This is a genomic window from Corallococcus sp. CA049B (assembly GCF_003611685.1).
Lineage (GTDB): Bacteria > Myxococcota > Myxococcia > Myxococcales > Myxococcaceae > Corallococcus > Corallococcus coralloides.
In genome coordinates this window covers 42,824-65,416 of sequence record NZ_RAWC01000009.1, presented here as the reverse complement: position 1 = coordinate 65,416, position 22,593 = coordinate 42,824, and the positions used below count along the sequence as shown (strand labels likewise).

Sequence of the window (22,593 nt, the reverse complement as noted above, 5' to 3'; positions counted from 1 at the left end):
TCAGTACAGCGTCGTCTTCACCCGGGCTGGCAGCTCGCGGTCGTACTCGCCGCCGTCGAAGTCACTCGGGCTCAGCGCTTCGAGGATGGAGCCGGGGCTCGGGAATTCGGCGCGGGGGACCTGCCGGGCTGGATCCCAGAGTCCGGAGCGGATCAGAGCACGGCTGCACTGGAAGTAGACCGTCTCCACGGTGATGTGCAGCACGGAGCGTGGCAGCTTCCCCTCGTGGGGGAAGCGCTCCAGCATGGACGGCTCGATGACGATGCTCGCCCGGCCGTTGACGCGCAGGGTCTCGTTCACGCCCGGGACGAAGAACAGCAGCGCGATGCGCGGGTCCGCCAGGATGTTCCGCAGCGAGTCGCAGCGGTTGTTGCCCCGGCGGTCGGGCAGCAGCAGCGTGTGCGCGTCCTCGATGACCACGAACCCCGCGGGGTCCCCGCGAGGCGACACATCCAGCCCTTCCGGACCGGACGTGGCGAGCACCATGAACGGCGAGCGTTCGATGAAGGGCCGGTACGCCGGATGGAGGTGGTCCACCTCCTTGAGCACGGACGACTTCCCGGGGACCCCGTACAGGCGTTCGAGCGTCTCCACATCGGTCACGGTCTTCATCCAGGGGCGCCTCCTGGGGCCTTTCTAGGCATTTTAAATGGCCATGTCACACGCGGCACCGGCTGCGTCGTCCTGGGGATGGAAGGGCGCTTCGCCCTCCAGAACGAGGACCTGCACATGAAGAGCCGGATGAATGCCTTCGCGGTCGCGCCGGATGCCCTCGGCCTCATGGTGGATTTCAGCAAGAAGGTGGAGTCCCTGGGCCTGGAGACGAGCCTGTGCGAGCTCGTCAAGATCCGCTCGTCCCAGATCAACGGCTGTGCCTTCTGCATCCACCTGCACAGCCGCGACGCCCGCGCCCACGGGGAGACCGAGGAGCGCATCTACCTGCTGGATGGCTGGCGTGAGTCGCCGCTGTACACCGACCGTGAGCGCGCGGCCCTGGGCTGGACCGAGGCCCTGACGCTCGTCTCGGAGACGCACGCGCCCGACGAGGACTACGCCGCCCTCAAGCCGCACTTCACCGACGAGGAGATCGTGAAGCTGACCTTGATGATTAGCGTCATCAACGTCGCGAACCGGATCATCCTCGGCTTCCGGGTCGTGCACCCGGTGACCCCTCGCAGTGAGGCCGCCTGAGCTTCGAATCGCTTTTTGAAACGTTGTCCCCCAGAACCAGGAGTTACACATGAAGACCCGGATGAATCCCTTCGCCGTCGCGCCGGAAGCCGTCAACCTCATGCTCGAGTTCAGCAAGAAGGTGGAGGCCCTGGGCCTGGAGCCCAGCCTCCGCGAGCTGGTCAAGATCCGCTCGTCCCAGCTCAACGGCTGCGCCTTCTGCATCCACATGCACACCCGCGACGCCCGTGCCCAGGGGATGACCGAGGAGCGCATCTACCTGCTGGACGGCTGGCGCGAGTCGCCGCTGTACACCGACCGCGAGCGCGCGGCCCTGGGCTGGACCGAGGCCCTGACGCTCGTTTCCCAGACGCACGCCCCAGATGAGGACTACGCTGCGCTCAAGCCGCACTTCACCGAAGAGGAGATCGTGAAGTTGACCCTCATGATTGGTGTCATCAACTCCTGGAACCGGTTCGCCATTGGCTTCCGGTCCATCCACCCGGTGACCGCTCGCAGTGAAGCCGCCTGATCCGAACCCCGCGGACGTCTTCGACCCGCTCCGCCCCCGGCTGCTCCGCATCGCCTACCGGATGCTGGGCATCGTCGCGGAGGCGGAGGACGTGGTGCAGGAAGCATATCTGCGTTGGCACCAGACGGACCGCGAGGCCGTGCGGGACGCCGAGGCCGTGCTCGTCCGCACGGTGACGCGCCTGTGCCTGGACGTCCTGAAGTCCGCGCGCGTCCGGCGCGAGGAGTACGTGGGGACCTGGCTCCCAGAGCCCATCATCGAGACAGTGGAGGGCGACGACTTGACGCTGACCCTGATGATGGCCCTGGAGCGCCTGTCTCCGCTGGAGCGCGCCGCGTTCCTCCTGCACGACGTGTTCGGCATGGACTTCGAGCAGGTGGCGAAGGCCCTCGACCGCGAACCGGCGGCCTGCCGCCAGCTCGCCAGCCGGGCGCGGGCCCATGTGCAGGAGGCCCGGCCCCGCTTCCCCGTGACGGAGGCGAAGGGCCACGAGTTGGCCTCGGCGTTCCATGCGGCGTCCCGGAGCGGCGACACGCAGGCGCTCCAGGCGCTGCTTGCGCAGGACGCCATCATGTACGCCGACGGCGGCGGCAAGGCGAAGGCGGTCCTCAATCCCATCTATGGCCGGGAGAAGCTGCTGCGCTTCTTTGAAGGCGTGCGGCGCGTGCCGGCCGTGGGCTCGGCGCAGCTCGTGCACGAGGGCTCCATTGACGGCCTGCCCGCGTACGTCACGATGGAGCCGGACGGACAGCTGCAGACCACGGCGTTCGCCATTGAAGAGGGCCGCATCGTCGCGATCTACGTCACGCGCAACCCCGACAAGCTGAAGGGCATCCGGCGGGCGGTGGTGGGGGAGGCGTCGTAGGGGAGCTCAGCTCGCGGCGAAGGACTCGCGCGCGAACTCGACGAAGCGCAGCAGGGCCGGGGAGCTTCCGGCCTTGCGCCAGGCGATGACTGTGTTCGTCACCGGCGCGTTGGGCGATGTGCAGCCGCTTCGCGGCGCGGGTGAAGCTGCGCTCCTCCGCGACCGCGACGAAGGACCGCAGGTGGCGCAGCTCCAGGGTCCATACGCTCCAGGTCTGGATTCCAGACCCAGGATATATTGGAAGTAAGAGTGGGGGAGCGCTAGGCATGTCGCATGGAGACCTCCTCCGCCGTGCTCCACACCGCCATGCCCCACGCCGCGCCGATGGACCGCCGGCTGCTGTGGACGATGACGACGGCGACGGTGCTCGCGGTGGGCAACGTCTATTACAGCCAGCCGCTCCTGGGCGTCATCGCGCGGACCTTTGGCCTCTCCGCCTCCGCCGTGGGCTCCGTGCCGATGATGTCGCAGCTGGGCTACGTGGCCGGATTGGTGCTCCTGACGCCGCTGGGTGACGTGCTGGAGAAGCGCGGCCTGCTGGTGACGATGCTGGGGCTCGCGGCGGCGGCGCTCTTCGCGGCGGGCCTGGCGCCCACGTTTCCCCTGTTCCTGGTTGCCTGCGTGGCCATTGGGCTGACGTCCGTGCTGGTGCAGATCCTCATCCCCTTCGTCGCGGCGCTCAGCTCGCCCGAGGAGCGGGGGAGGAACCTGGGCGTGGTGCTCAGCGCCGCGCTGGTGGGCGTGCTCATCTCCCGCACGATCAGCGGCTTCGTGGCGACGCACCTGGGCTGGCGCGGGGTGTACTTCGCGGCCGGCGCGACGATGGTGGGGCTGGCGATGACGCTGCGGCTAGGACTGCCTCGCTACGAGTCCTCGACGCGGCTGACGTATCCGCGCCTCCTTCAGTCGCTGTGGACGCTGCAGCGGGACGTGCCGGGGCTGCGGGCCATCGCGCTCACGGGCGCCCTGATGTACGCGGCGCTCTCCGCGTTCTGGGCGTCGCTGGCGTTCTTCCTGAGCAGTGACGCGTACCACCAGGGGCCGGGCACCGCGGGCATGTTCGGGCTCATCGGGACGGTGGGGGCGCTCGCCGCGAACGTCACGGGGCGGCACGCGCAGCGCATTGGCGCGCGGCGCATCGTCCGTGCGTGCATCGTCACGATGCTGGCGGCCTTCGGGGTGTTCGCACTCTTCGGCACGCTGTGGGCCGGGCTCATCGCGGGCGTGGTGCTGCTGGACCTGGGGGCGCAGGCCGCCACGGTGTCCAACCAGACGGAGCTGTACCGCCTGCACCCGACCGCGCAGACGCGCCTCAACACGCTCTACAAGATGTTCTACTTCGTGGGCGGAGCCTGCGGTTCCGCGCTCTCCGCCATCTCGTGGGACCACGCGGGCTGGCGGGGCGTGTGCGCGGTGGGCGGCGGGTTCCTGGTCATCGCGTTCGTGTGGGAGCAGGTCCAGGCGCGGCGGGCCTCCGCGTCGCCTTCCGTCACTTGACGGAGCCGGGCATCCAGCCGCTTCTTGTCGCGCACGGCGTCCTGGGTGAGCCAGCAGGGCAGCCACGCCAGCCCCATGCCCGCGACGGCCGCGTCCACGATGGCCTCCGGGTCGTCGCCACGCGGAGTAGGGTGCGGCGCATGTCGTCGCGCCCCTCCGCCGAAAGCCCACGCCGCTTCCATGCCGAGCCGTTGATCCAGGTGCTGCGCCATCTGGAGACGTTGCTGCCGTCCGGGCCCGTTTCCATCGATGTGCCGGATCCGGACCTGGGGCACGGGCGCTATCCCGGCGAGCGCGTGGAGGGTGGGCTCGTGCACCGGCCGCTGCGCAGTTGGTGCGACCTGGCGGAGGGGCTGTCGTGCCGTCTGCGCACGCCTCGCGGGGTGGACGCGACGCACGTGCGGCTCACGTTCGAGCCGCTGGGGTCGGAGGCCTCGTGGCACGCAGGAGGCGGGGCTCGGCCGGAGGCGCCGCAGGAGCGCTATGGCGCCGCGTCCGACTTCGCGCGCGTGCGGAAGTTCGAGGACGCGGGCTTCCTGCTGCCCTGGCTGGAGGCGGTGGGGCGGCTGGCGCTGCCTCCTGGCGCGAGGCTCCTGGACCTGGGCGTCAACCGGGGCGATGAGCTGGCCGCGTTCGCGGAGCTGGAGGGCATCCGCTTCGTCGGCGTGGACCACAGCGCGAGCGCACTGTTGGAGGCACGCGCGGCGTTTCCGGATCCTCGCCATGCGTTCATTCAGGCGGACCTGAACGCGCTGCCCGCGGACCTGGGCCGCTTCGACGTGGTGGTGTCGGTGGGCACGTTGCAGAGCCCGGGCGTGGATGACCGGGCGCTCTTGCGCAAGCTGGTGCAGGAGCACCTGGAGCCCAAGGCCTCGCTGGTGCTGGGCTTCCCCAACTCACGCTTCCGCGACGGAGAGGTCGTGTACGGCGCGCGCGTGCGCAACCTGCGCGAGCCGGACCTGTCGCTGCTGGTGAAGGACCTGTCCTTCTACCGCCGCTACCTGCACCAGCACGGCTTCCGCACGTTCCTGGGTGGCAAGTACGACCTGCTGCTCACGGCGGTGAGAGGTCAGGCCTTCGGTTCGGGTGACGAAGACGCCTGAGCCTCGGGCTGCGCGAGATGATGGGCAGTGAGAGGGATCACCAGCATGCTGCCCAGCCAGAAGATGAAGCCAATGGAGGGGTAGAGCAGCTCCAGGTAGCGGTCCCCGCCGCTTTCATCCGCGGGGATGGGGTCCACGTACCAGGAGAGCGACGACAGCCCGAGGACGCACGCCGCGACGCCGACCCAGAGCGCCTTGCGGTCCTCACCCACGAGAAGCAGGACGAAGGCCAGGCACAGCAGGGGGTTCGCGAACCAGCCGAACTGCAGGGTGAACACGCCCAGCCAACCGACGAGCAGCAGCGGCAGGCCCCACATCTGTTCCTCGGCGCGCTGGTTCGTGTTGAACACCGTCATCGCGGGCGTCGCACACGCGAGCACGAAGAGCAGGGCCGACGCACCACAGGCCAGGCGGCGTGTCTTCTGTTGGGACTGGGCGTGGGCGGAAGGCGCTGGACGGGGAGCACTCATCGGGGCGGATGCTACTTCATTCCCCTGGCGTTCCATCGGGGGCTCAGTGCAGGACCCCGTCGTCGGAGATCCCCCACACCGGGTCGAAGCCATTGGTGATGTAGACCCGATCGAACTGGCTGTTGCAGCTCAGCACCATGGAAGCGCTCTGTGAGGGCGACAGCTTCGCTAGCCGGACGGCATGCGCGAAGGCGTCATCGGACGTCGGCTGGGCATTCTCGCGAGCGGCGCGGCAGGCTTCGTCCGCCACGGCATGAAGCCGGTACAGCCCGCGCAGTTGGTATGCCGTGCCAGAGAAGAAGTAGCACACCGGTGCGGCCAGGAGCAGTGCGAGCACCGACAACCGCCGGCTTGGCTTGGACGCCCGTGACAAGATCTCCAGGACGGCCAGGGCGAAGAACAGCCCCGCCACGATCCCGAGCGGGTAATCCAGCAGCGCCAGGGCAAACGGGCCGATGGCCACCACCGCGACCAGGAGCATCAAGAGGAACACCGGTACGGCCAGGAGCCATGAGAGCACCGACAGCAGCCGGCTCGGCTTGAGTGCCCGCGACAGGATGGCCGCGATGGCCAGGACGAAGGACAGCCCCGCCGCGGCCGCGAGCGGGCTGCGCCTGTAACCCAGCAGCGCTTGGGGAAACGGGGTGAGGGAAACCACCGCGACCAGGAGCAGCAGCAGCGCCCCGATGGGCACTGCCCGCCACAGGGTCGTTTCCTCTTCCAGTCGAAGCCACCTGGGGACCATGCCTGTGTGCCTCCGACGCTACTTTGCCACCTTGGCGCGCAGCTTCTCCAGCGTCTGCGCGAGGCGGCGGGCGCGGGTCTCCTCTTTCTTCGCTTCGGTGAGTGCCTTCACGAACTCCTTGCGGTGCGTGAACGCCAGGTTCGTGAACACGTCCCGCAGCGCGGGCTCCGCGTCCAGCGCGCGCTGGAGGTCCTCCGGCACCTCGATCTCCCGAGGTGCCGTGTCCCGCTCCAGCGTGATGCTCAGCATCGCGCCGTCCTCGACGCCCGCGGCCTCGCGCACCTCCTGGGTGAAGCCCAGGTAGGTGACGCCGCCGTACACCATCAACCGGCTCCGGAAGGGCTGCCCGTTGACGGTGCCCACCACGGGGGGCCGTGCCTCGCCGTAGGCCTCCTTGCTGTCGAACGGACAGCGCACGAAGCGGCCTCCCACGTCGTTGGCCACTTCGAGCTTCGCCTTGAATTTGCGCACGGCCATGAGCGTGTCCCCGTCCTACGGCTTGACGAACTTCAGCGCGAACCGGTCGCTCGTGCCCCGGCGCTCGCCCGCGGCGCCCGGGCTGGAGCTCCAGTCGCGCGTGTCCTCCGGGTTGCGCCAGGTGTTGCGCTCCTCCTGGAACTGGAAGCCCGCGGCCTGCACCTCGTCACGTACCAGCTGCTCGTCGATGCGGTGCAGCGTCTGGCCTTCCGTGATGCCCGTGCCCGGCTTCGCGCTGGAGTCGAGGATGACGTACACGCCGCCCGGCTTGAGCGCCTGGAACACCGCCGCGTTCATCTTCGCCCGGTCCACGCCCAGCCACCCCGTGTCGTGGTAGATGATGTGGCTCACCACCGCGTCCAGCGTGCCGTTCAGCTCGGGCGGGAAGGGCGCGTCCAGCTCGCGGTCCAGGCGCACCACGTGTTGGTTCACCGGCCGCGCCAGCCGCTCCTGCCACGGCGTCGCCGCGAACCTCTCCAGCACGACCTGGGGGTTCTCGCCGTACACCTTGCCCTCGGGCCCCACCGCGCGCGCCAGCAGCTCCGTGGTGTAGCCGCCACCCGCCATCAGCTCCGCCACGTGCATGCCGGGCTTCACGCCCACGAACTCCAGGATGGCGGCCGGATGCCGGCCCGCGTCCAGCTTGCGGTCCGCCTCCGTGCGGTCCGGCGAGTCCACCAGCGCCTGCGCGGACACGGACGCCGCCTGCGCCTGGGGGGAGGACGCCGGAGCCGTGGGCGTCGAGTGGGAACAGCCCGCGAGGACCAGGAACGATGCCGCCATCAGTGCATTTCGCATGGGCGATCCATATCGCCGGCGCCCGCGCCTGCCCTCCGAAAAGAAGGCCGCTGTCCGCTTGCGGGACGCCACGTGCCACGAGCGGACACCGCGCGTCCGCCCCCGGGCCCTCGGAGCCGCTGAGCCGCCGTGGCGCTAGAGTTGCAGCCGCCCCGGACCGACCTCATGTCCCAGCTCTTCCAAGACGTCCGCCTGTCGCTGCGCCGGATGCGCCGCGAGCCCGTGTTCACCTCGGTCGTGGTGGCCACGCTCGCGCTCGCCATCGGAGCCACCACCGCGGTCTTCAGCCTCGTGTACCAGGTGCTGCTCAAGCCCCTGTCGTACCCCGAACCCCAGGAGCTGCTGCGCCTCTACCAATCCACGCCGCAGCGTGAGCGGGGCGGTGTGGCGTACTCGTACCTCCAGGCGTGGCGCGAGCGCCCGGGCGCGTTCCAGGCCATCGAGGGCGTCACCGCCATGGACCAGACGCTGACCGGAACGGGCGCGGCGCAGCGGGTGCGCGCGGGGCTCGCGACCCCGGGCCTGCTGTCACTGCTGGGCGTGCGGCCCGAGCGTGGACAGGACTTCGGACCGGAGTCCCAGGGGCCAGGGCGCGACCAGGCCGTGCTCGTGTCTCACGCCTTCTGGAGGAACCACTTCGGTGGGCGCGCGGACGTGGTGGGCCAGACGCTCACGCTGGATGGCGCGCCCCACGTCGTCCAGGGCGTGCTGCCCGCGTCGTTCCGCTTCTGGCCGGGAGTGGACCTGTGGAAGCCCCTGCCACCCGCGCGCCCGGGGCAGGCTTCGGAGGAGCTCTACCTGCGTGGCGTGGGCCGGCTGCGGCCGGGTGTCCAACTGGAGCGCGCCCGCGCGGAGCTGGAGGAACACTCACGCGCCTGGGCCGCCACGATGGGCGGGAATGAAGCAGCCCCCGGGGTGCGGCTGGTGCCGTTGCATGAACAGGTGGTGGAGCGCTCGCGCGAGCAGCTGTGGCTGCTGGCCGGAGTGATGGCGCTGGTGCTGTGCGTGGCGTGCGCCAACGTGGCGAACCTGCTGCTCGCGCGCGCCAGTGCCCGGGAGCGCGAGGTGGCGGTGCGCGCGGCGCTGGGCGCGGACCGGGGACAGCTGGTGCGGCAGTTCCTGGTGGAAAGCGCGGTGCTGGCCCTGATGGGCGGCGCGGTGGGCCTGCTGCTGGCGCTGTGGGGCATGGACCTCCTGCGCGTGTTCGTCCCCGTGGAGGTCGTGTCGCCGGAGGAGCTCCGGCTGGAGCCGCACGTGCTCGCCATCGCGGCGGGCCTGTCCCTGACGACCAGCGTCCTCTTCGGCCTGGTGCCCGCGCTGCGCGCCTCCCGCGCGGAGGCGAAGGGGGCGCTCGGGGGGCTTCGCGGAGGGAAGGGCGCGACCGGGCCCATGCGGGCGCGGGCCGTGCTGGTGGTGGCGCAGGTCGCGCTGGCGCTCGTGCCGCTGGTGGGCGCGGGGCTGATGCTGCGCACGCTCCATGCGCTGCACGCGGTGACGCCGGGCTTCGACCCGCGAGGCGTCAGCGCGATGGACCTGTCCTTCCCCCGCGAGGCCTACGGGCGGGATGACACCCGACGGCGGCAGGTGAGCGCGGAGCTGCTGGCGCGGGTGCGGGCGTTGCCGGCGGTGCAGGCGGCGGGACTGGCCAGCACGCTGCCGCTGTGGAACCGCAACGGCTTCAGCGCGGTGGTGCTGCCAGGTGAAACCGGGCACGAGGCCCAGGCGCGCGAGCCCGTGAACTTCCGCGCGGTGAGCGACGGCTACTTCTCCACGCTGCGCATCCCGCTGAAGGAGGGCCGCGACGTGAGCGCCGCGGATGGCGCGGGCGCGGCGCCGGTGATGGTGGTCAACGAGACCTTCGCGCGGCGCTTCCTGTCGAAGGGCTCCGCGTTGGGCCAGCGCGCACGGCTGACGCTCGACGGCGAGCCGTTCCGGGAGGTGGTGGGCGTCGTAGGCGACGTGCACCACGCGAGCCTCGCGGAGGAGCCGCGCGCGGAGGTGTACCTGCCCATGGATCAATTCGAGGGCCTGTTCATGGTCCTCGCCGTGCGCGCTACCCGGGACGCGCAGGCGCTGCTGCCCGCGCTGCGCGAACAGCTTCGCGCGGTGGATCCAGACCTGCCGCTCGTCCAGGTGCGCGACCTGGAGGCGGTGGTGGAGGAGAGCCTGGGCCGCACGCGGGTGATGGGCGGCCTGCTCACGGCCATGGCGGTGCTCGCGCTGACGCTGGCGGGCGTGGGGCTGTACGGCGTGCTGGCGTACACGGTGAGCCAGCGCACGCGCGAGCTGGGCATCCGCATGGCATTGGGGGCGCGTGCGGGCCAGCTGATGGGCATGGTGTTGAGCCACTACCTGCGGCTCACGGCGGTGGGGTTGGTGTTGGGGCTGGGGCTCGCATGGGGAGCCAGCCGCGCGCTGTCGCACCTGCTAAACGGCGTGCGTCCCACGGATCCGCTCACGTATGGATTGGTGGTGGCGGTGCTCGGCGCGGTGGCGTTCCTCGCGGCCCTGTTGCCAGCACGAAGGGCCGCGCACGTGCCCCCCGCGGTCGTGCTCCGGGCGGACTGAGCCGACAAACTGTGCCGGTAGGCCTTGGAACTGCTCAGTGCGAGTACTCGAACTCGGGGTGCTGTTGCTTGAAGCGCTCGTACTCGGCCCATTCCTCGCGGCCCGCCACGATGTACAGCCCCGTGGGGGAGATGCCCTTCTTCCAGCGAATCACGTCCACCGGGGACAGCATGTAGCGGTGCTGCGGGTGGTCCCGGACGAAAAGCTGATACGCCTGCCAGAACGAGGCGGGGCCTCCTTCCTCCCCGGAGTCCGCCATCAGGAACAGGACGTCCAGCACGCCGAGCACCCCTTGGGTCTTGGGCATGTAGCCGTGGACGTTTCGCAGGTGGCTGCTCCAGCCCAGGGGGCCTCGTGTCGAGGGCCGTGGCACATACGCGGAGCGGTTCTTCACCGGCCCTGCCTCCGCCTGGGCGAAGTCCTTGAGGAGCGTGGCGAACATCTCCTGGACCTCGCGGCTGGTGGCGATCCGGTGGGCCTCCTCCGTGGAAAGGGAGCGCTCGCGGAGCCATTGCTCGAAGAAGCCCTGGAGGGCCTCGGGAGTCCTTTGCTCCGCCGGGAGCAGCCGATGAAGCACATGCCCCAACACCCTCGCGGGCACGCCGCGCAAGGCCAGGGCGCCCTTGAGGAGCGGCAGCGGGTAGGTGTTGATGCACTGGAAGTAGACGCCGCGCCATTCCGGATCGGTGAGCACCGGCTGGGCCGTCTGTTCGAGGAGCCCGCGCAGGGCCTTGCTGTAGGGCAACCGGCTCGTGCCGAACTGCTTGCGGAGGACCTCCTGATATTGGCGCGCGCGCGCCTCCCAGGTCCTCACATCCTCCGAGGTCTTGTAGCTGTCGGTCCCGACCTTGATGCCCCGCTCGATGGTCGCCCAGAGCTCGGCCTCGGCGTTCTCCCCCGTGAACCCCAGGGAGGTGGCCAGCATCCCTCGCTGCGTCTCCGTCAATGCATTCACCGTGGCGGCGATCACCGACCACAACCCGGTGTTCTTCGATGTCATGGCCAGCAGCCGCCCCCGGCGCGTGCGGCCGGGCGCATGGCTGAAGCGCTTGGCGAGCTTGGGGTTGAGCGCCTCGCGGTCGAACTCATCGACGACCTGCTGGAAGAGGCGCGGGTTGTACTTCTCGAAGAACACCTGGACTTCGTCGCCGTCGTAGTCGCCGCCGAGCCACGACTGGATGTCATACGGCACGCCGATGGCCTCCCCCGCCTCGAACCAGTCCACCGCCACCAGGCTGCTGTCTTCGAGCAGGAAGTCCTCCTGGAGCGCATGGGCCTCGTCGCGTTGCTCCTCGGTGGTCCAGCGCTCGTCGAGCTTGCGATCCTTGGCGCAGACGATGACGCTGCGGCTCTCCCACTCGGCGGGCCACCACGCCTCGGGGATGATGCCCAGCATGCCCTTGAAGAACGTCAGGTGGCCCCGGTCGAAGCCCGTCCACGTGTACTGGAGGCACTCCATCTGGGCGAGGAAGTCCGAGGCGGGCCCCACGGTCTCGACGTCATCCCAGTGGACCGGATGGCAGTTCGGCTTGTCCGCCGGTGAGCGCGAGAGGATGAGCCCACCCTGGGCCGCGGCCTCGAAGCGCTCCTGGCCGGAGGGAAACACCACGCACCGCCCGGGGGTGGGCATCGCCACGCCGAGCTGCATCGTGGGACGGCCTGTCGTGAGGGCGCTGTATCGCACCTTGCTCGATAGGAAAGGTGACAGGTGGCGGTTCGCGGAGGAGACCAGCTCGGAGACCACCTCGGGCCGCTCGTCCTTGAACCACTGGAACATCTGGTAGTTCGAGTTGCCGCCCGGCTTGTGGCGCCGCTTGCACTGGGAGAGCTGGCTCTCCATGTCCTGCGCGACCGAGCCCCGGACATAGCCCCAGCCGTCATGGACCATGAGGGACAGCTTCTGGCCGCTGGTGCGATGGGTCAGCTCGATGACGGGCGGGTGCTCGTCCGAGAGAGGATAGGCGCGGCCCCGGATGTTGCCCCGGACCCCCGTGAGGTGCCGGGCGAAGAGTGCCCGCGACGCGTAGTAGACGGACTCCTCGAAGCCCAGCAGGTTCGCGAAGAATTGTCTCGCCTCGTCTGGGATGCCGATGAGCGTGCGGAAATTATGGTCATCCGGCTTGAACAGGGAGCCGGACATGAGGTCCACCCGGAAGCGCTGGCCGTTGAGCTCCACCCCGTTCTTCAGCACGGCGTTCACGCACGCGGCGGGAACCTTCACCAGGATGAAGTCGTAGGCATCCCGGGTGACGGAGCGGAAGATGACGTTGTTCCAGACCTCCTGCTTCACGCGCTGGGGGTCTACGCGGATGGGGCGTTTGGCGCCGAGACAATCGCCAAGGTCCAGGGTGACCGTGCGGACCGTGTAGGGATTGGCCCGGGGGTCGAGCACGCCGTACCGGATGGCGACGTAGCGCACCACGCGCTTACCGGAGCGTTTTGGCATTGTTCCTCCCGGGGCAGGTCCGCGCAGCTTAGTCCCTCCTCCAAGGCGGCGAGAAGCGCCGGTGAGGGCGCTATCCCTATCATCCCTGAAGGAGCAGAGAGCGTCAGGGCGTAAGGCGCTTGAAGAAGAGGACCGTGGGGTGCAGCTCACCGTCGGTGTGCCGCGCCCAGTCTGGAATCTCTCCGGCGCGCTGCCATTGACAGTGCTGATAGACGGCCTCCGCCTTCGAGCCCGCCAGCGTGTCCAGCACCAGCAGCGTGCGCCCCGCGCTCCGCGCGTACGCTTCGACCTCCTGGAGCAGCCGCGACGCGAGCCCCTGTCCGCGAGCCCGCGAGTGCACGAGCAGCTTCTGCACCTCCGCGCGGTGCAGGCCGTTGGGACGCAGCGACGGCGCGAGCTGCACGGTGCCGGCGATGCGCCCGTCCACCTCCACGACCCAGAGCACCAGCCCCGGCCCCAGCGCCGCGAGCACGCCCCGCCAGTACTCCACCGCCGCGTCCCGTGAGAACGGCGGCAGGAAGCCCACCGACGCGCCTCCGTCGACGGAGTCGATGAGCAGTTCGGCCAGCGCCTCACGCTCCTCGGGGGTCGCCTGTTCGAGTCTCCGGATGGAAATCATCCCCACCAGTCTAGCGGCTCACGGCGCTACGGGCTTCGGGGGCTTCGGCGCGGGGGTGACGCGGGCGCCGGTGAAGCGCAGCAGCTCGTCCATGAGCAGGCGGCGGCCCCGCTCCGGCCGCTCCAGGTGCACGAAGTGCGTCGCGCCCGGGAGCACCACGGCCTTCACGCTGGCGGCGTGGTTCAGGTGCTCCTGGAGGCGCGTGACGTCCTCCGGCCGGCTCCAGAAGTCGTTCTCCGCGCGCAGGATGAGCACCTTCCCCGTGATGGACGCTCCGTCCCACAGCTGCCGGCCCGTGGCCAGGTAGAAGCTGTCCTCCAGCGCCCCGGACGGCGCCCGGAAGGCGAACGGCGTGCGTGACGGCCCCAGCGGATCACTCGTCACCGCCTCGCGCTGGAACGACGCCGCCACCTCCGGATCCCTCCACTTCACCCGCTCCTCCTCCTCCGCGGGCAGCTGCCGGTCCCACACGGCCATCAGCGACGCGCCCGTGCTCCACCGGTAGGCGCCCATGCCCTCCGCGTTGAAGTGCCCCGGCCGCTTCGGGTCCTCGAAGTCCGTGCCCTTGCCCAGCATCTTGTGCTCCGCGCTGCCCGCGTACAGCGCGTTGAGCATCACCAGGTGGCTGACGTTGTCCGGATGGAGGCTGGCGTACATGCCCGCCCAGTGACCTCCGGTGGCCCAGCCCACCAGCCCCACGCGGCGCTGTCCCGTGCGCGCCTTCACCCAGCCCACCACCGCGTGCACGTCCTGGACGACTTCATGTGAGCCCACCAGGGGCCGTCCCTTCGCGGGCGTGCTCATGGCCAGGGGCCGCGTGGAGCCGCCATAGCCGCGCGCATCCAGGAGGTACACCGCGTGCCCCGCGCGGGCGAGCTCCTCCGCGATGGAGCCACCCTCGACGGGCAAATCGAACGAGGCCCGCCCCGGCACCCGCGCGCCGTGCAGGAGGATGAGCGGCGGCAGGTTGGCCACCTGCATGCCCGTGTCCTTCACCTCGCGCACGGACACCTCGATGCCCTCCTCCGACGGCACCAGGAACTCCGCGCGCGTCACCTCCGCCCGCGCGCCGGCACCGCACAGCGCGCCCAGCACCACCAGCATCCGGACCACGGCCGCGCCTTCGCGATGCATGACCACCTTGCCCTCCCGCTCCGTAGACTGATTGCGCGATCCTGCCAGGAGCCCCGCGCGGACACACCTCCCGGCCGTGCAACTCTTGCCGTCCGTGCAAGCCTTGCCGTCCCGCACGCGTCGTGGAAGCGCAAGGCTTGCCGTTCCCCGCGCCCGCCCTCGACACGCGCCCCAGGGAAACGGCGCTGGCATCCCCGTTGCTCATGGCCCGCCACGTTCCCCGCTGGCGACCCGGCCGGGACGAACCCCGGCCAGCCGGACGCATCGCTGGCATTCCCGAACGACGAACGGAGAAGCGACATGCACACGAATCACTTCGCGCGGAAGCTGTCCCTGGCGGCCCCCCTTTGCCTCTTCGCGGTGGGCTGTGGCGGCGACCCCATGATGGACGAGTCCATGATGGGTGAGGCCGCGCCGGGCGAGGCCGTCACCGAGACCGCCACCCCGGCCGCTCCCGAGGACGCGTCCCTCGCGACGAGCGAGCAGGCTGTCACCCTGGGCGGGACCTACTGGTGGGGAACCTCCAACAACGGCCTGACCTCCACCGCCATCGGGACCACCACGGGCCGGACCTGCTTCCTGACCGGCATCCAGGGCAACCTCAAGGGCACCAGCTGGGCCAGCGCGGGCGTGTACCAGTACGCCGGCAATTGGCAGCTCTTCGTCAACCACTCCAACAGCAAGGCGCTGGGCACCGGCGTCCAGTGCCTCAACACCGCCACCAACCGCACCCCGGAGGCAGCCTGGTACAAGGGCCAGGCGGCGAAGCTGCTGGGCGCGGTCACCGCGGACCGCCGCTGCTTCCTCACGCAGGTGGAGGCCGCGGGCGGCTTCACGTCCAACTCCGACTACGCCCGCGTCTGGAATGACGGCTACAACTGGTACCTGGGCGGCAGCCTGGGCGCGTCCGGCGGCGCGCGCGCCATCTGCGTGGACGTCCCCACGGCCCAGGGCGGCTGGCTGTGGATCGCGGGCAACCCGGGCACCTTCACGCACAACCTGGACTACAACCCTGGCGGCGTGGCCTGCCTGCTGTCCGGCATCGGCGGCAACTTCAGCACCAGCGACTTCAACGACGGCGTCTCCATCGACTACAACAGCGGCACCCGCTACTGGGAGATGACGGTCAGCAACAGCAAGCGCGGCTGGAGCAACTGCGTCAAGTAGTCCAAGCAAATGTCCGTTTCGCGCGGGGCGGTGGGGGCCCGCCGCGAAACGGATGGCGCATCGCGCTCGCGTGTGGTGTCACCCTCCTGCCGGGCGCATGCACCGCCCGCGCTGGAGGTCACCCACGCCATGCAGGACGTCGACATCAAGACCGCGGATGGAGTGATGGACGCGAAGCTGTTCCAGCCGGAGGGCTCGGGCCCGTGGCCGGCGGTCATCATGATTCCGGATGCCTTTGGCATCCGCCCCGTCTTCGACGAGATGGCCCGGCGCCTGTCGAAGTCCGGCTACGTCGTGCTGCTGCCCAACGTGTTCTACCGGGACGGGCACACCTCCAAGCTGGACCTCCAGGGCTCCTTCGCGGACGAGGCGTTCCGCAAGCGCCTCTACGGCCTCATCGGCGCGCTGACGCCGGAGCGGCTGAAGCTGGACGCGGGCGCTGAGTTGGACTTCCTCGCCCGGCAGCCCTTCGTGAAGGGCCCGAAGGCGGGCGTGGCCGGCTACTGCTTCAGCGGCGGCATCGCGGTGCGCATGGGCGCGGACTTCCCGGACCGCATCGGCGCGGTGGCGTCCTCCCACGGCGGCCGTCTGGCCACGGACTCACCTGACAGTCCCCACCGCCTGGTGAACCAGGTGAAGGCCGAGCTGTACTTCGGCCACGCGGACCAGGACAACTCCATGCCCGCGGACGCCATCCGCACGCTGGAGGCGGCGCTGAAGGACGCGGGCGTGAAGTACCGCTCGGAGCTCTATCCCGGCGCGCAGCACGGCTATTCGGTGCCGGGCACGCCCCAGTTCAACGCGGAGGTCGCGCAGACGCACTGGAAGAGGCTCGAGGACCTGTTCGGCCGCACGCTGAAGGCCTGAGCCTTGAGCCCGATGTCCCCCCTGCGGCAGCGGCTGCTCTCCATCTTCGGCGGCTCGGTGGGCAACCTCATCGAGTGGTACGACTTCTACGTCTACTCGGCGTTCTCGCTGTACTTCGCGCAGGCGTTCTTCCCGGACGCGGATCCGCTGGTGCAGCAGCTCAACACCGCCGGGGTGTTCGCGCTGGGCTTCCTCATCCGGCCGGTGGGCGGCTGGCTGATGGGGCTCTACGCGGACCTCCAGGGCCGCAGGTCCGCGCTGACGTTGTCCGTCACGCTGATGTGCCTGGGCTCGCTGGTCATCGCCGTGTGCCCCACCTACGCGCGCATCGGCGTGGCGGCGCCCGTGGTGCTGATGCTCGCGCGGCTGCTCCAGGGGCTCTCCCTGGGCGGCGAGTACGGCACCAGCGCCACCTACCTGAGCGAGGTGGCCACCTCCCGCCACCGCGGCTTCTACAGCTCCTTCCAGTACGTCACGCTCATCATGGGACAGCTTCTGGCCACGCTGACGCTGCTGGTGTTGCAGCGGCTGGTGTTGACGGGCCCGCAGCTGGAGGCCTGGGGCTGGCGCATCCCGTTTGGCATTGGCGCGGCGCTGGCCATCTTCGGCTTCTACATGCGCCGCAACATGGTGGAGACGGAGGCCTTCACCCGCGAGGCCGCGAAGAAGTCCGACCACCACCCCATGCGGGAGCTCTTGCGCCACCCGAAGGAGCTCGCCGTCGTGGTGGGGCTCACGATGGGCGGGACGCTGGCCTTCTACACGTACACCGTCTACATGCAGAAGTTCCTGGTGAACTCCGTGGGACTGACGCGGGACGAGGCCACGCTCATCTCCGCGGGCTCGCTGTTCCTCTACATGTTCCTCCAGCCGGTGCTGGGGTACGTCTCCGACCGCGTGGGGCGCAGGCCGGTGCTGATGGGGTTCGGCGTGCTGGGCACGCTGTGCACGGTGCCGCTGCTCACGGCGCTGACGCGGACAAAGGACGCCTTCACCGCGTTCCTGCTGGTGCTCGCCGCGCTGGTCATCCTCTCCGGCTACACGTCCATCAACGCCGTGGTGAAGGCGGAGCTGTTCCCCGCGCGCATCCGCGCCCTGGGCGTGGGGCTGCCCTACGCGCTGACGGTGTCCCTCTTCGGAGGCACCGCGGAGTACGTGGGCACGCGCCTGAAGCTGGCCGGGAAAGAGACGTGGTTCTTCTGGTACGTCACGGCCTGCATCTTCTGCTCGCTGCTCGTCTACACGGTGATGCCGGACACGCGGCGCCACAGCCGCATCGACCCCGTCCCGGACACCGCGTCCTGATACGTGCTAGACGCGCGCGCCCATGGCGTCTCCTCTCCTGACGATTCCCCTGCTGCTCCTGCTGGGACAGGCCCCTGAAGCCACGCCCACCGAACCGCCCCTCCAGGCGCGGCTGTCCTTCCAGGGGCTCGACGAGGACATCGACGCCGGGGGGTCGGGCACGTACTTTCACGCGGCGCTGGAAGGCCATACGCCGGAGCTCGCGTCGGGCATGCGCGCGGAAGCCACGCTGTCGTTCTTCCTCTCCACGCCGGGCGCCACGGGCATTGCCTTGCAGGACTTCGGCAGCAACGTGCGGCTGCGCTACCGGCCCTCGGGATGGGAGTCCGGCGAGGGGCTCGCCGTGGCGGTCCACCCCATCACGACGTCGCGGCTGTACATGGGCTTCACGTACCCGGTCACCTGGGAACGGCAGGCCTTCCCCCGCCGTTCGGGAAGCGAGTCCGCGTTGGAGCTGCGCCTGTCCCGGCGGCATTGGGATGCCTTCGTGGCGCTCAAGTCCGCCACCGTCGCCGATGACCTGCGGCTGGAGTCCTCGCGCCGTTACGCCCTGCTCGCGGGCGGCTTCCTGGACGTCACGCCCGAGCTGCGACTGGCCCTCAAGGGCACCGTGCTCAATCGAGGGCAGGTCCCCGCCGTCGCGAACCAGGGCGTCGAGCTGCACGTCCCCGTGAAGGGGGCCTCCCTGGGCGCGGTCTGGCACCACGGCGCCCCTGTTGGGAACAACGTCGACCTGGCGCTGTACCAGGGCGACCCGACCTTCTTCGAACGCTTCTTCCTTCCGGAGACGTACCCCGGAGGCTTCGCCGCGTCAGTGTCGTTGGAGGGCAGCCTCGTGTCCCAGGGGCTCGTGGATCCGGAGGCCGGCTATCCTCAACGGAGCACGCAGACAGGGGGCGCAGGGGCCCTGGAGGCGCGGGTGAAGCAGGGCTTCTGGCGCGCGCACGCACTGGCCTATGTCCGCACGCTTTCGTTCATCCAGGCTGACATCCCCGGGTTCCCTCCGTACCTGGCCTTCATGAGCGACGCGGAGACCCGCGCGGAGGTCTCCGGCACGCTGAGCAGTGACTACCACCTCCAGGACTGGGGGCTGACGCCTGGGCTGCTCCTGCGCGTCACCCGCCCCGCCTCGCTGCGGAACTCACCGGAGAGCCCCCTGCTCAGTGACAACACCGCCGTGTTCCAGGGGCCCAACCTCATCAGCATCCTGCCCGCGGGCGAGGACCCTCGGCTGGTGGTGACGGTGAAGGCCACGGCGCGCTGGGACCTGGGAAAGGTGGCCGGCGTGCTGGCGGAGGTCTCCTACACGCACGACCCGAACCGGACCATTTTCGAGGACGACGTCACGGGCGTCTCAGGGCCGGTCTTCCAACCCGCGAACGCCGTGGGCGTCAACGTGCTGCTCCAGGCCCGCTTCTGACGTCAGAAGGCCGTGCGGGTGAGCGCGACGTCGGCGCCCGCCCAGGCCTTCTTGAAGCGCTGCTGCACGGCGGTGGCCTCGGCCGTGCGCCCCTGCCCCTTCAACGACTGGGCGAGTCCGAAGAGGGCCCAGCCGTTGCCGGGGTTGCGGCGCAGGTCCTCGCGGTAGACGGCCTCCGCGGCCTTGTACTGCTCCGCGTCCAGCAGCGCCGCGCCCTGGAAGTGGCGCACGGGGTAGAACCAGTCACTGGGCTCCGAATAGGCCAGCTGATCCGCGGCGCGCACCGCATCCTCCCAGCGCGTCAGCGCATCCGCGCAACCCTGGCGCTCGGCGATGGAGGCGTCGAGCACGCGGGCCGCCACGTCCAGCACGTCCTTCGCCGAATTGTTTCCGGCGGTCATCGTGTCGGGAACGCTGGCGGCCAGCTTCACCAGCTCCGCGTGCTCCGCGCGGGCCTCCTTGAACTCCCCATTCGCCGCGAGCGCCAGCCCGTGCGCGTGCAGCCATAGCCCCGTCAGCACCGGGTACTTCGGATCCGGCCGGGGCTCCGTGAGCAAATCGTCGTAGTGCCCGAAGCGCACCATCGCGAGCAGGGGTTCGGAGGCGAAGAAGTCCATGCCCGGCATCTCCGTCAGCATCTCCGGCGGCAGGACCTTCGCGGACTCGCGCGCGGCGCGGATGGACTCCCCCGCGCGCCCCTCCATGGACGAGGAGAACGACAGGAAGCCCCAGTTGTGGGCCAGGTACATGGGGTAGTACCCGATGGGCTCCACCTTGCGCAGATAGGCGTTGTCCGCCTGGACGGCGCGGCGGTTGCTCTCCGAGGCATCCGCGTACCGGCCTACCCGCTGGTAGATGTGCGCCGGCATGTGCACCACGTGTCCCGCGCCGGGCATCAGCCCCGGCAGCCGGTCCGCGGAAGCCAGCGCGCGCTCGGGGTGATCCGAGGCCTCGACGGCGTGGATGTAATAGTGATTGGCGCCCGGATGGTTCGGCGCGCGCGCGAGCACCGTCTCCAGCCGCGAGACAATCTCTCCCGTCCCCGGCTCCGCCTTGCCCTCCAGCGTCCACAGCTTCCACGGGTTGAGGTTCATCAGGGACTCGGCGAAGAGCACCTGCACGTCGTTGTCATCCGGGAAGCGCTTCGCCACGTCGCGCATGGCGTTGGCATAGGCCTGGGAGAAGGGCTTCATCTCTTCGGGCGTGCGGGGCTCCGGCCCGCCGTAGCGATGGGACAGCGCGCCGATGAGCGCCTGCTCCGTGGGAGTCGCCGTGGGGGCGAGCGCCTGGGCCTTTTGCAGGGCCGTCCACGCGGTCGCGGCCCGGTCCGGCAGCATGGGCACGTTGTAGTTGGGCCCGAGCACCAGGGCGACGCCCCAGTAGCAACTGGCGCAGGACGGGTCCAGCTGCGCGGCGCGGGCGAACGAGCGCGCGGCCTCGTCGTGGTTGAAGGCATACGTGAGCCGCATCCCCTGGTCGAAGAAGGCCTGCGCTTCGGGCGACCGGGTCGTCACCTTCCGCTGGAAGGTCCCCAGGTCATCGAAGAGCACCGCGCCCTGGGCAAGCGAGCTCAGGCTCGACAACGCGGAAGGCTTGCCATGCGCCCCGTGCGCGGCCGAGCTGGCGTCCTGTGCTCCGGCATACGTCCCCGGAACAATCAAAGACGGGATGAGGATGAGCAGGAATTGCGCGCGCATGAGGTCCCCCCCGGCCTGCGGTCTCCCGGGAACGATGGGGGGACTTGGCGCACGCGGCAATCGGGCCCAGGCCGGGGATCAATCCAACCGATGAACCCCTCGCCCGGGACGCATCCGGCGGAACCAGCCCCAGCTATGACAGCCGTGTTAAATTGGTGCTCCCAGGAATCCCCATGCAGTGCCGCATGGCTTCGCTGGGAGAAAAGAGCCCGCCGCCATGTCGTCGTCCCGCCGAAGCCTGTCCTGGAGCGTCGCCGTCCTGCTGTCCTTCGCGGCCACCGCAGCCTTCGCGGAGCCGTCCGCGCCGGCCCTGGAGATGGCCACGCAGGCGGTGTGCGCCGCCACCGAGTCCTCCGAAGCCCTGAGCTCCGAGCCCACGCCCGAGGAGGCCGCGGGGCTGATCTGTTTCTCCGTCCGGTGCTCGTCGGAGGATGACTGCTGGAACGCGTGTCCCAACGCGCGGTCTGTCTCGTGCACGCGCAACGCCTGCTCCTACGAGCTCTCGGGCGGTGGCGGCGGCGGTGGCGGCCCCACGTGCCCGTCCACCCGCTGCATCGACGACTCGGACTGCGTCTGCGGCACGACGCAGGGGTGGTGCAACAACCGCGCTTGCGCCTACTAGAAATTCACGGCGAGGAGGGGGATGGAGGGGAGGGCCCGCCACTGCCGCGAGCGCGGACCATCGCGGCGGGCCCGCGGGTTCCGAAGAGGCGCTGAGCATGTCCGAGGACGTCAACTGGGATGAGGTGCGAGCCCTCGCCGCCCGCGTGGAGGCGGGCGAAGCGTTGGTGCTCACCCAGGGCGTGCGCGAAGTGCTGCTGCGCACGGCACGCGAGGTGGCCATCTCCGAGGCCGACGCCCAGGCAGCCATCCAGGACGTCACCACCGCGACGGCCCTGCTCCGCGAGGAGCGGGGGCGAATCCGAAGCAGCTCCATGCGGATGATGGCTGCGCGGTCCGAGGTCCGTCGGCTCCGGCAGGCAGGAGACACCGCGGGCGCTCGGAAGGTGATGGAGGACCTGCTCGCGGTAGAGGTGGTGCCGCTCTACCGCGAACTGGCGGAGATCGCCCTGGAGGACATGGACTGACGGGCGAGCAGCGACAGCATGCAGGGAACTCCTTCCGAGGACGGAGGGGCGCGCGACACCAGCACCGTCCTCCACACGAGCCATGGCACGCGGGCCGCGCTGGCTATAGTCGGAAGCCCGATGAAGAAAGCACGCACCGCGAGCCTCACCCTCGATGAGTTCCTCCCCTATCGCCTGTCGGTCGCGGACAACGTCGTGAGCCAGCGCATCGCCCGCGTGTACGCGGCCGAGGACGGCCTCTCCACGCAGGAGTGGCGGCTCATCGCCGTCCTGGGCGAGGACGGCGAGCGCTCGCAGCTGGAGCTCGTCCGGCGCACGCGGATGGAGAAAGTCCCGGTGAGCCGCGCCGCGCGCTCGCTGGAGGAGCGCGGACTGGTGCGGCGCGCCACGAGCCAGAGCGACGCCCGCTCGCGGCGCCTGACGCTGACCGCCTCCGGGCGCAGGCTCTACCAGCGCATCGCCCCCGCCGCGCTCGAAGCGGAGGCGGAGGTGCTCGCGGAGCTGTCGCCCTCTGAACGACAGGTGCTGCGCTCGCTGCTGGAGCGCGTGGAGCGCGCCGCCATCCGCGCCCTCAAGCCCGGCCCCTGAGCCTTGCCGGTTTGGTTACATCTGTTACTATTTCGGA

The 22,593-nt window shown here is 69.9% G+C and carries 22 protein-coding genes and 1 pseudogene; 13 read left to right on the top strand and 10 right to left on the bottom strand.

Annotation, left to right across the window (positions count from 1 at the left end):
* The gene (locus D7W82_RS03470) at positions 1-612 is read right to left on the bottom strand and encodes a pyridoxamine 5'-phosphate oxidase family protein (RefSeq protein WP_120616949.1); all 612 of its coding nucleotides are present in this window, start codon (positions 610-612) and stop codon (positions 1-3) included.
* 117 nt (positions 613-729) lie between these two features.
* On the opposite strand from D7W82_RS03470, the gene D7W82_RS03465 reads away from it, so the two are divergent.
* The 3 genes from D7W82_RS03465 to D7W82_RS03455 are packed head-to-tail and all read left to right on the top strand — an operon-like array spanning position 730 to position 2,567.
* Positions 730-1,191: a carboxymuconolactone decarboxylase family protein gene (locus D7W82_RS03465; protein WP_120616972.1), complete on the top strand. Its 462-nt coding sequence runs from the start codon at positions 730-732 to the stop codon at positions 1,189-1,191.
* A gap of 49 nt (positions 1,192-1,240) precedes the next feature.
* On the top strand, positions 1,241-1,702 hold the full coding sequence (locus D7W82_RS03460) for a carboxymuconolactone decarboxylase family protein (protein ID WP_120616948.1): 462 nt from the start codon (positions 1,241-1,243) through the stop codon (positions 1,700-1,702).
* On the top strand, positions 1,689-2,567 hold the full coding sequence (locus D7W82_RS03455) for a sigma-70 family RNA polymerase sigma factor (protein WP_120616947.1): 879 nt from the start codon (positions 1,689-1,691) through the stop codon (positions 2,565-2,567). Before D7W82_RS03460 ends, D7W82_RS03455 begins: the two co-directional genes overlap by 14 nt.
* Before the next feature lie 109 nt (positions 2,568-2,676).
* Here D7W82_RS03455 and D7W82_RS41265 read toward each other — a convergent pair.
* A pseudogene (locus tag D7W82_RS41265) lies at positions 2,677-2,763 on the bottom strand (LysR family transcriptional regulator); the annotation flags it as partial.
* A 77-nt stretch (positions 2,764-2,840) separates the two neighbouring features.
* Between D7W82_RS41265 and D7W82_RS03445 the strand changes: the two are divergent.
* Entirely contained in the window at positions 2,841-4,064 is a 1,224-nt protein-coding gene (locus tag D7W82_RS03445; protein WP_120616946.1) for an MFS transporter, read from the top strand.
* Positions 4,065-4,204: 140 nt separating this feature from the next.
* Positions 4,205-5,167, top strand: coding sequence for a bifunctional 2-polyprenyl-6-hydroxyphenol methylase/3-demethylubiquinol 3-O-methyltransferase UbiG (locus D7W82_RS03435; RefSeq protein WP_120616945.1), 963 nt, complete (start codon positions 4,205-4,207; stop codon positions 5,165-5,167).
* Here D7W82_RS03435 and D7W82_RS03430 read toward each other — a convergent pair.
* The 4 genes from D7W82_RS03430 to D7W82_RS03415 are packed head-to-tail and all read right to left on the bottom strand — an operon-like array spanning position 5,134 to position 7,642.
* Complete coding sequence (locus D7W82_RS03430; protein ID WP_120616944.1) at positions 5,134-5,637, bottom strand: hypothetical protein; 504 nt, start codon at positions 5,635-5,637, stop codon at positions 5,134-5,136. The two genes, D7W82_RS03435 and D7W82_RS03430, sit on opposite strands and share 34 nt — an antisense overlap.
* A 43-nt stretch (positions 5,638-5,680) precedes the next feature.
* On the bottom strand, positions 5,681-6,382 hold the full coding sequence (locus D7W82_RS03425) for a hypothetical protein (RefSeq protein ID WP_147439213.1): 702 nt from the start codon (positions 6,380-6,382) through the stop codon (positions 5,681-5,683).
* A gap of 18 nt (positions 6,383-6,400) precedes the next feature.
* Entirely contained in the window at positions 6,401-6,859 is a 459-nt protein-coding gene (locus tag D7W82_RS03420; RefSeq protein WP_120616942.1) for a YdeI/OmpD-associated family protein, read from the bottom strand.
* A 15-nt stretch (positions 6,860-6,874) separates the two neighbouring features.
* Entirely contained in the window at positions 6,875-7,642 is a 768-nt protein-coding gene (locus D7W82_RS03415; protein WP_304988716.1) for a class I SAM-dependent methyltransferase, read from the bottom strand.
* A 180-nt stretch (positions 7,643-7,822) separates the two neighbouring features.
* Between D7W82_RS03415 and D7W82_RS03410 the strand changes: the two genes are divergently transcribed.
* Positions 7,823-10,225, top strand: a complete 2,403-nt coding sequence (locus tag D7W82_RS03410; protein WP_120616940.1) for an ABC transporter permease — start codon at positions 7,823-7,825, stop codon at positions 10,223-10,225.
* 34 nt (positions 10,226-10,259) lie between these two features.
* Here the strand turns inward: D7W82_RS03410 and D7W82_RS03405 are convergent, their stop codons facing one another.
* From D7W82_RS03405 to D7W82_RS03395, 3 genes are all read right to left on the bottom strand, one after another.
* The gene (locus D7W82_RS03405; RefSeq protein ID WP_147439212.1) at positions 10,260-12,671 is read right to left on the bottom strand and encodes a hypothetical protein; all 2,412 of its coding nucleotides are present in this window, start codon (positions 12,669-12,671) and stop codon (positions 10,260-10,262) included.
* Between the two features lie 103 nt (positions 12,672-12,774).
* Positions 12,775-13,290: a GNAT family N-acetyltransferase gene (locus D7W82_RS03400; RefSeq protein WP_120616938.1), complete on the bottom strand. Its 516-nt coding sequence runs from the start codon at positions 13,288-13,290 to the stop codon at positions 12,775-12,777.
* 18 nt (positions 13,291-13,308) lie between these two features.
* Entirely contained in the window at positions 13,309-14,424 is a 1,116-nt protein-coding gene (locus D7W82_RS03395) for an alpha/beta fold hydrolase (RefSeq protein ID WP_120616937.1), read from the bottom strand.
* Positions 14,425-14,724: 300 nt separating this feature from the next.
* Between D7W82_RS03395 and D7W82_RS03390 the strand changes: the two genes are divergently transcribed.
* From D7W82_RS03390 to D7W82_RS03375, 4 genes are all read left to right on the top strand, one after another.
* A complete protein-coding gene (locus tag D7W82_RS03390) occupies positions 14,725-15,591 on the top strand; it encodes a hypothetical protein (protein ID WP_120616936.1) in 867 nt (288 codons plus the stop codon).
* A gap of 129 nt (positions 15,592-15,720) precedes the next feature.
* Positions 15,721-16,458, top strand: coding sequence for a dienelactone hydrolase family protein (locus tag D7W82_RS03385; protein WP_120616935.1), 738 nt, complete (start codon positions 15,721-15,723; stop codon positions 16,456-16,458).
* A gap of 12 nt (positions 16,459-16,470) precedes the next feature.
* Positions 16,471-17,763, top strand: coding sequence for an MFS transporter (locus D7W82_RS03380; RefSeq protein WP_120616934.1), 1,293 nt, complete (start codon positions 16,471-16,473; stop codon positions 17,761-17,763).
* A gap of 22 nt (positions 17,764-17,785) precedes the next feature.
* Complete coding sequence (locus D7W82_RS03375; RefSeq protein ID WP_120616933.1) at positions 17,786-19,183, top strand: hypothetical protein; 1,398 nt, start codon at positions 17,786-17,788, stop codon at positions 19,181-19,183.
* A gap of 2 nt (positions 19,184-19,185) precedes the next feature.
* On the opposite strand, the gene D7W82_RS03370 is transcribed toward D7W82_RS03375, so the two are convergent.
* On the bottom strand, positions 19,186-20,880 hold the full coding sequence (locus D7W82_RS03370) for a tetratricopeptide repeat protein (protein WP_120616932.1): 1,695 nt from the start codon (positions 20,878-20,880) through the stop codon (positions 19,186-19,188).
* 217 nt (positions 20,881-21,097) lie between these two features.
* On the opposite strand from D7W82_RS03370, the gene D7W82_RS03365 reads away from it, so the two are divergent.
* From D7W82_RS03365 to D7W82_RS03355, 3 genes are all read left to right on the top strand, one after another.
* Complete coding sequence (locus D7W82_RS03365) at positions 21,098-21,502, top strand: hypothetical protein (protein WP_120616931.1); 405 nt, start codon at positions 21,098-21,100, stop codon at positions 21,500-21,502.
* A gap of 97 nt (positions 21,503-21,599) precedes the next feature.
* Positions 21,600-21,968 (top strand): DUSAM domain-containing protein, encoded by a 369-nt coding sequence (locus D7W82_RS03360; RefSeq protein WP_120616930.1) that lies wholly within the window; start codon positions 21,600-21,602, stop codon positions 21,966-21,968.
* A 120-nt stretch (positions 21,969-22,088) separates the two neighbouring features.
* Positions 22,089-22,556, top strand: a complete 468-nt coding sequence (locus D7W82_RS03355; RefSeq protein ID WP_120616929.1) for a MarR family winged helix-turn-helix transcriptional regulator — start codon at positions 22,089-22,091, stop codon at positions 22,554-22,556.
* The last annotated feature ends 37 nt before the right edge of the window (positions 22,557-22,593 follow it).

What these genes read in the sequence shown, in the direction of transcription:
- D7W82_RS03415 (WP_304988716.1), bottom strand. Translation starts at nt 7,642, where the DNA reads ATGGCGGCATCGTTCCTGGTCCTCGCGGGCTGTTCCCACTCGACGCCC.
- D7W82_RS03375 (WP_120616933.1), top strand. Translation starts at nt 17,786, where the DNA reads ATGGCGTCTCCTCTCCTGACGATTCCCCTGCTGCTCCTGCTGGGACAG.
- D7W82_RS03355 (WP_120616929.1), top strand. Translation starts at nt 22,089, where the DNA reads ATGAAGAAAGCACGCACCGCGAGCCTCACCCTCGATGAGTTCCTCCCC.
- D7W82_RS03370 (WP_120616932.1), bottom strand. Translation starts at nt 20,880, where the DNA reads ATGCGCGCGCAATTCCTGCTCATCCTCATCCCGTCTTTGATTGTTCCG.
- D7W82_RS03435 (WP_120616945.1), top strand. Translation starts at nt 4,205, where the DNA reads ATGTCGTCGCGCCCCTCCGCCGAAAGCCCACGCCGCTTCCATGCCGAG.
- D7W82_RS03465 (WP_120616972.1), top strand. Translation starts at nt 730, where the DNA reads ATGAAGAGCCGGATGAATGCCTTCGCGGTCGCGCCGGATGCCCTCGGC.
- D7W82_RS03420 (WP_120616942.1), bottom strand. Translation starts at nt 6,859, where the DNA reads ATGGCCGTGCGCAAATTCAAGGCGAAGCTCGAAGTGGCCAACGACGTG.
- D7W82_RS03445 (WP_120616946.1), top strand. Translation starts at nt 2,841, where the DNA reads ATGGAGACCTCCTCCGCCGTGCTCCACACCGCCATGCCCCACGCCGCG.
- D7W82_RS03395 (WP_120616937.1), bottom strand. Translation starts at nt 14,424, where the DNA reads ATGCATCGCGAAGGCGCGGCCGTGGTCCGGATGCTGGTGGTGCTGGGC.
- D7W82_RS03365 (WP_120616931.1), top strand. Translation starts at nt 21,098, where the DNA reads ATGTCGTCGTCCCGCCGAAGCCTGTCCTGGAGCGTCGCCGTCCTGCTG.
- D7W82_RS03460 (WP_120616948.1), top strand. Translation starts at nt 1,241, where the DNA reads ATGAAGACCCGGATGAATCCCTTCGCCGTCGCGCCGGAAGCCGTCAAC.
- D7W82_RS03385 (WP_120616935.1), top strand. Translation starts at nt 15,721, where the DNA reads ATGCAGGACGTCGACATCAAGACCGCGGATGGAGTGATGGACGCGAAG.
- D7W82_RS03430 (WP_120616944.1), bottom strand. Translation starts at nt 5,637, where the DNA reads ATGAGTGCTCCCCGTCCAGCGCCTTCCGCCCACGCCCAGTCCCAACAG.
- D7W82_RS03380 (WP_120616934.1), top strand. Translation starts at nt 16,471, where the DNA reads ATGTCCCCCCTGCGGCAGCGGCTGCTCTCCATCTTCGGCGGCTCGGTG.
- D7W82_RS03400 (WP_120616938.1), bottom strand. Translation starts at nt 13,290, where the DNA reads ATGATTTCCATCCGGAGACTCGAACAGGCGACCCCCGAGGAGCGTGAG.
- D7W82_RS03425 (WP_147439213.1), bottom strand. Translation starts at nt 6,382, where the DNA reads ATGGTCCCCAGGTGGCTTCGACTGGAAGAGGAAACGACCCTGTGGCGG.
- D7W82_RS03410 (WP_120616940.1), top strand. Translation starts at nt 7,823, where the DNA reads ATGTCCCAGCTCTTCCAAGACGTCCGCCTGTCGCTGCGCCGGATGCGC.
- D7W82_RS03470 (WP_120616949.1), bottom strand. Translation starts at nt 612, where the DNA reads ATGAAGACCGTGACCGATGTGGAGACGCTCGAACGCCTGTACGGGGTC.
- D7W82_RS03360 (WP_120616930.1), top strand. Translation starts at nt 21,600, where the DNA reads ATGTCCGAGGACGTCAACTGGGATGAGGTGCGAGCCCTCGCCGCCCGC.
- D7W82_RS03390 (WP_120616936.1), top strand. Translation starts at nt 14,725, where the DNA reads ATGCACACGAATCACTTCGCGCGGAAGCTGTCCCTGGCGGCCCCCCTT.
- D7W82_RS03405 (WP_147439212.1), bottom strand. Translation starts at nt 12,671, where the DNA reads ATGCCAAAACGCTCCGGTAAGCGCGTGGTGCGCTACGTCGCCATCCGG.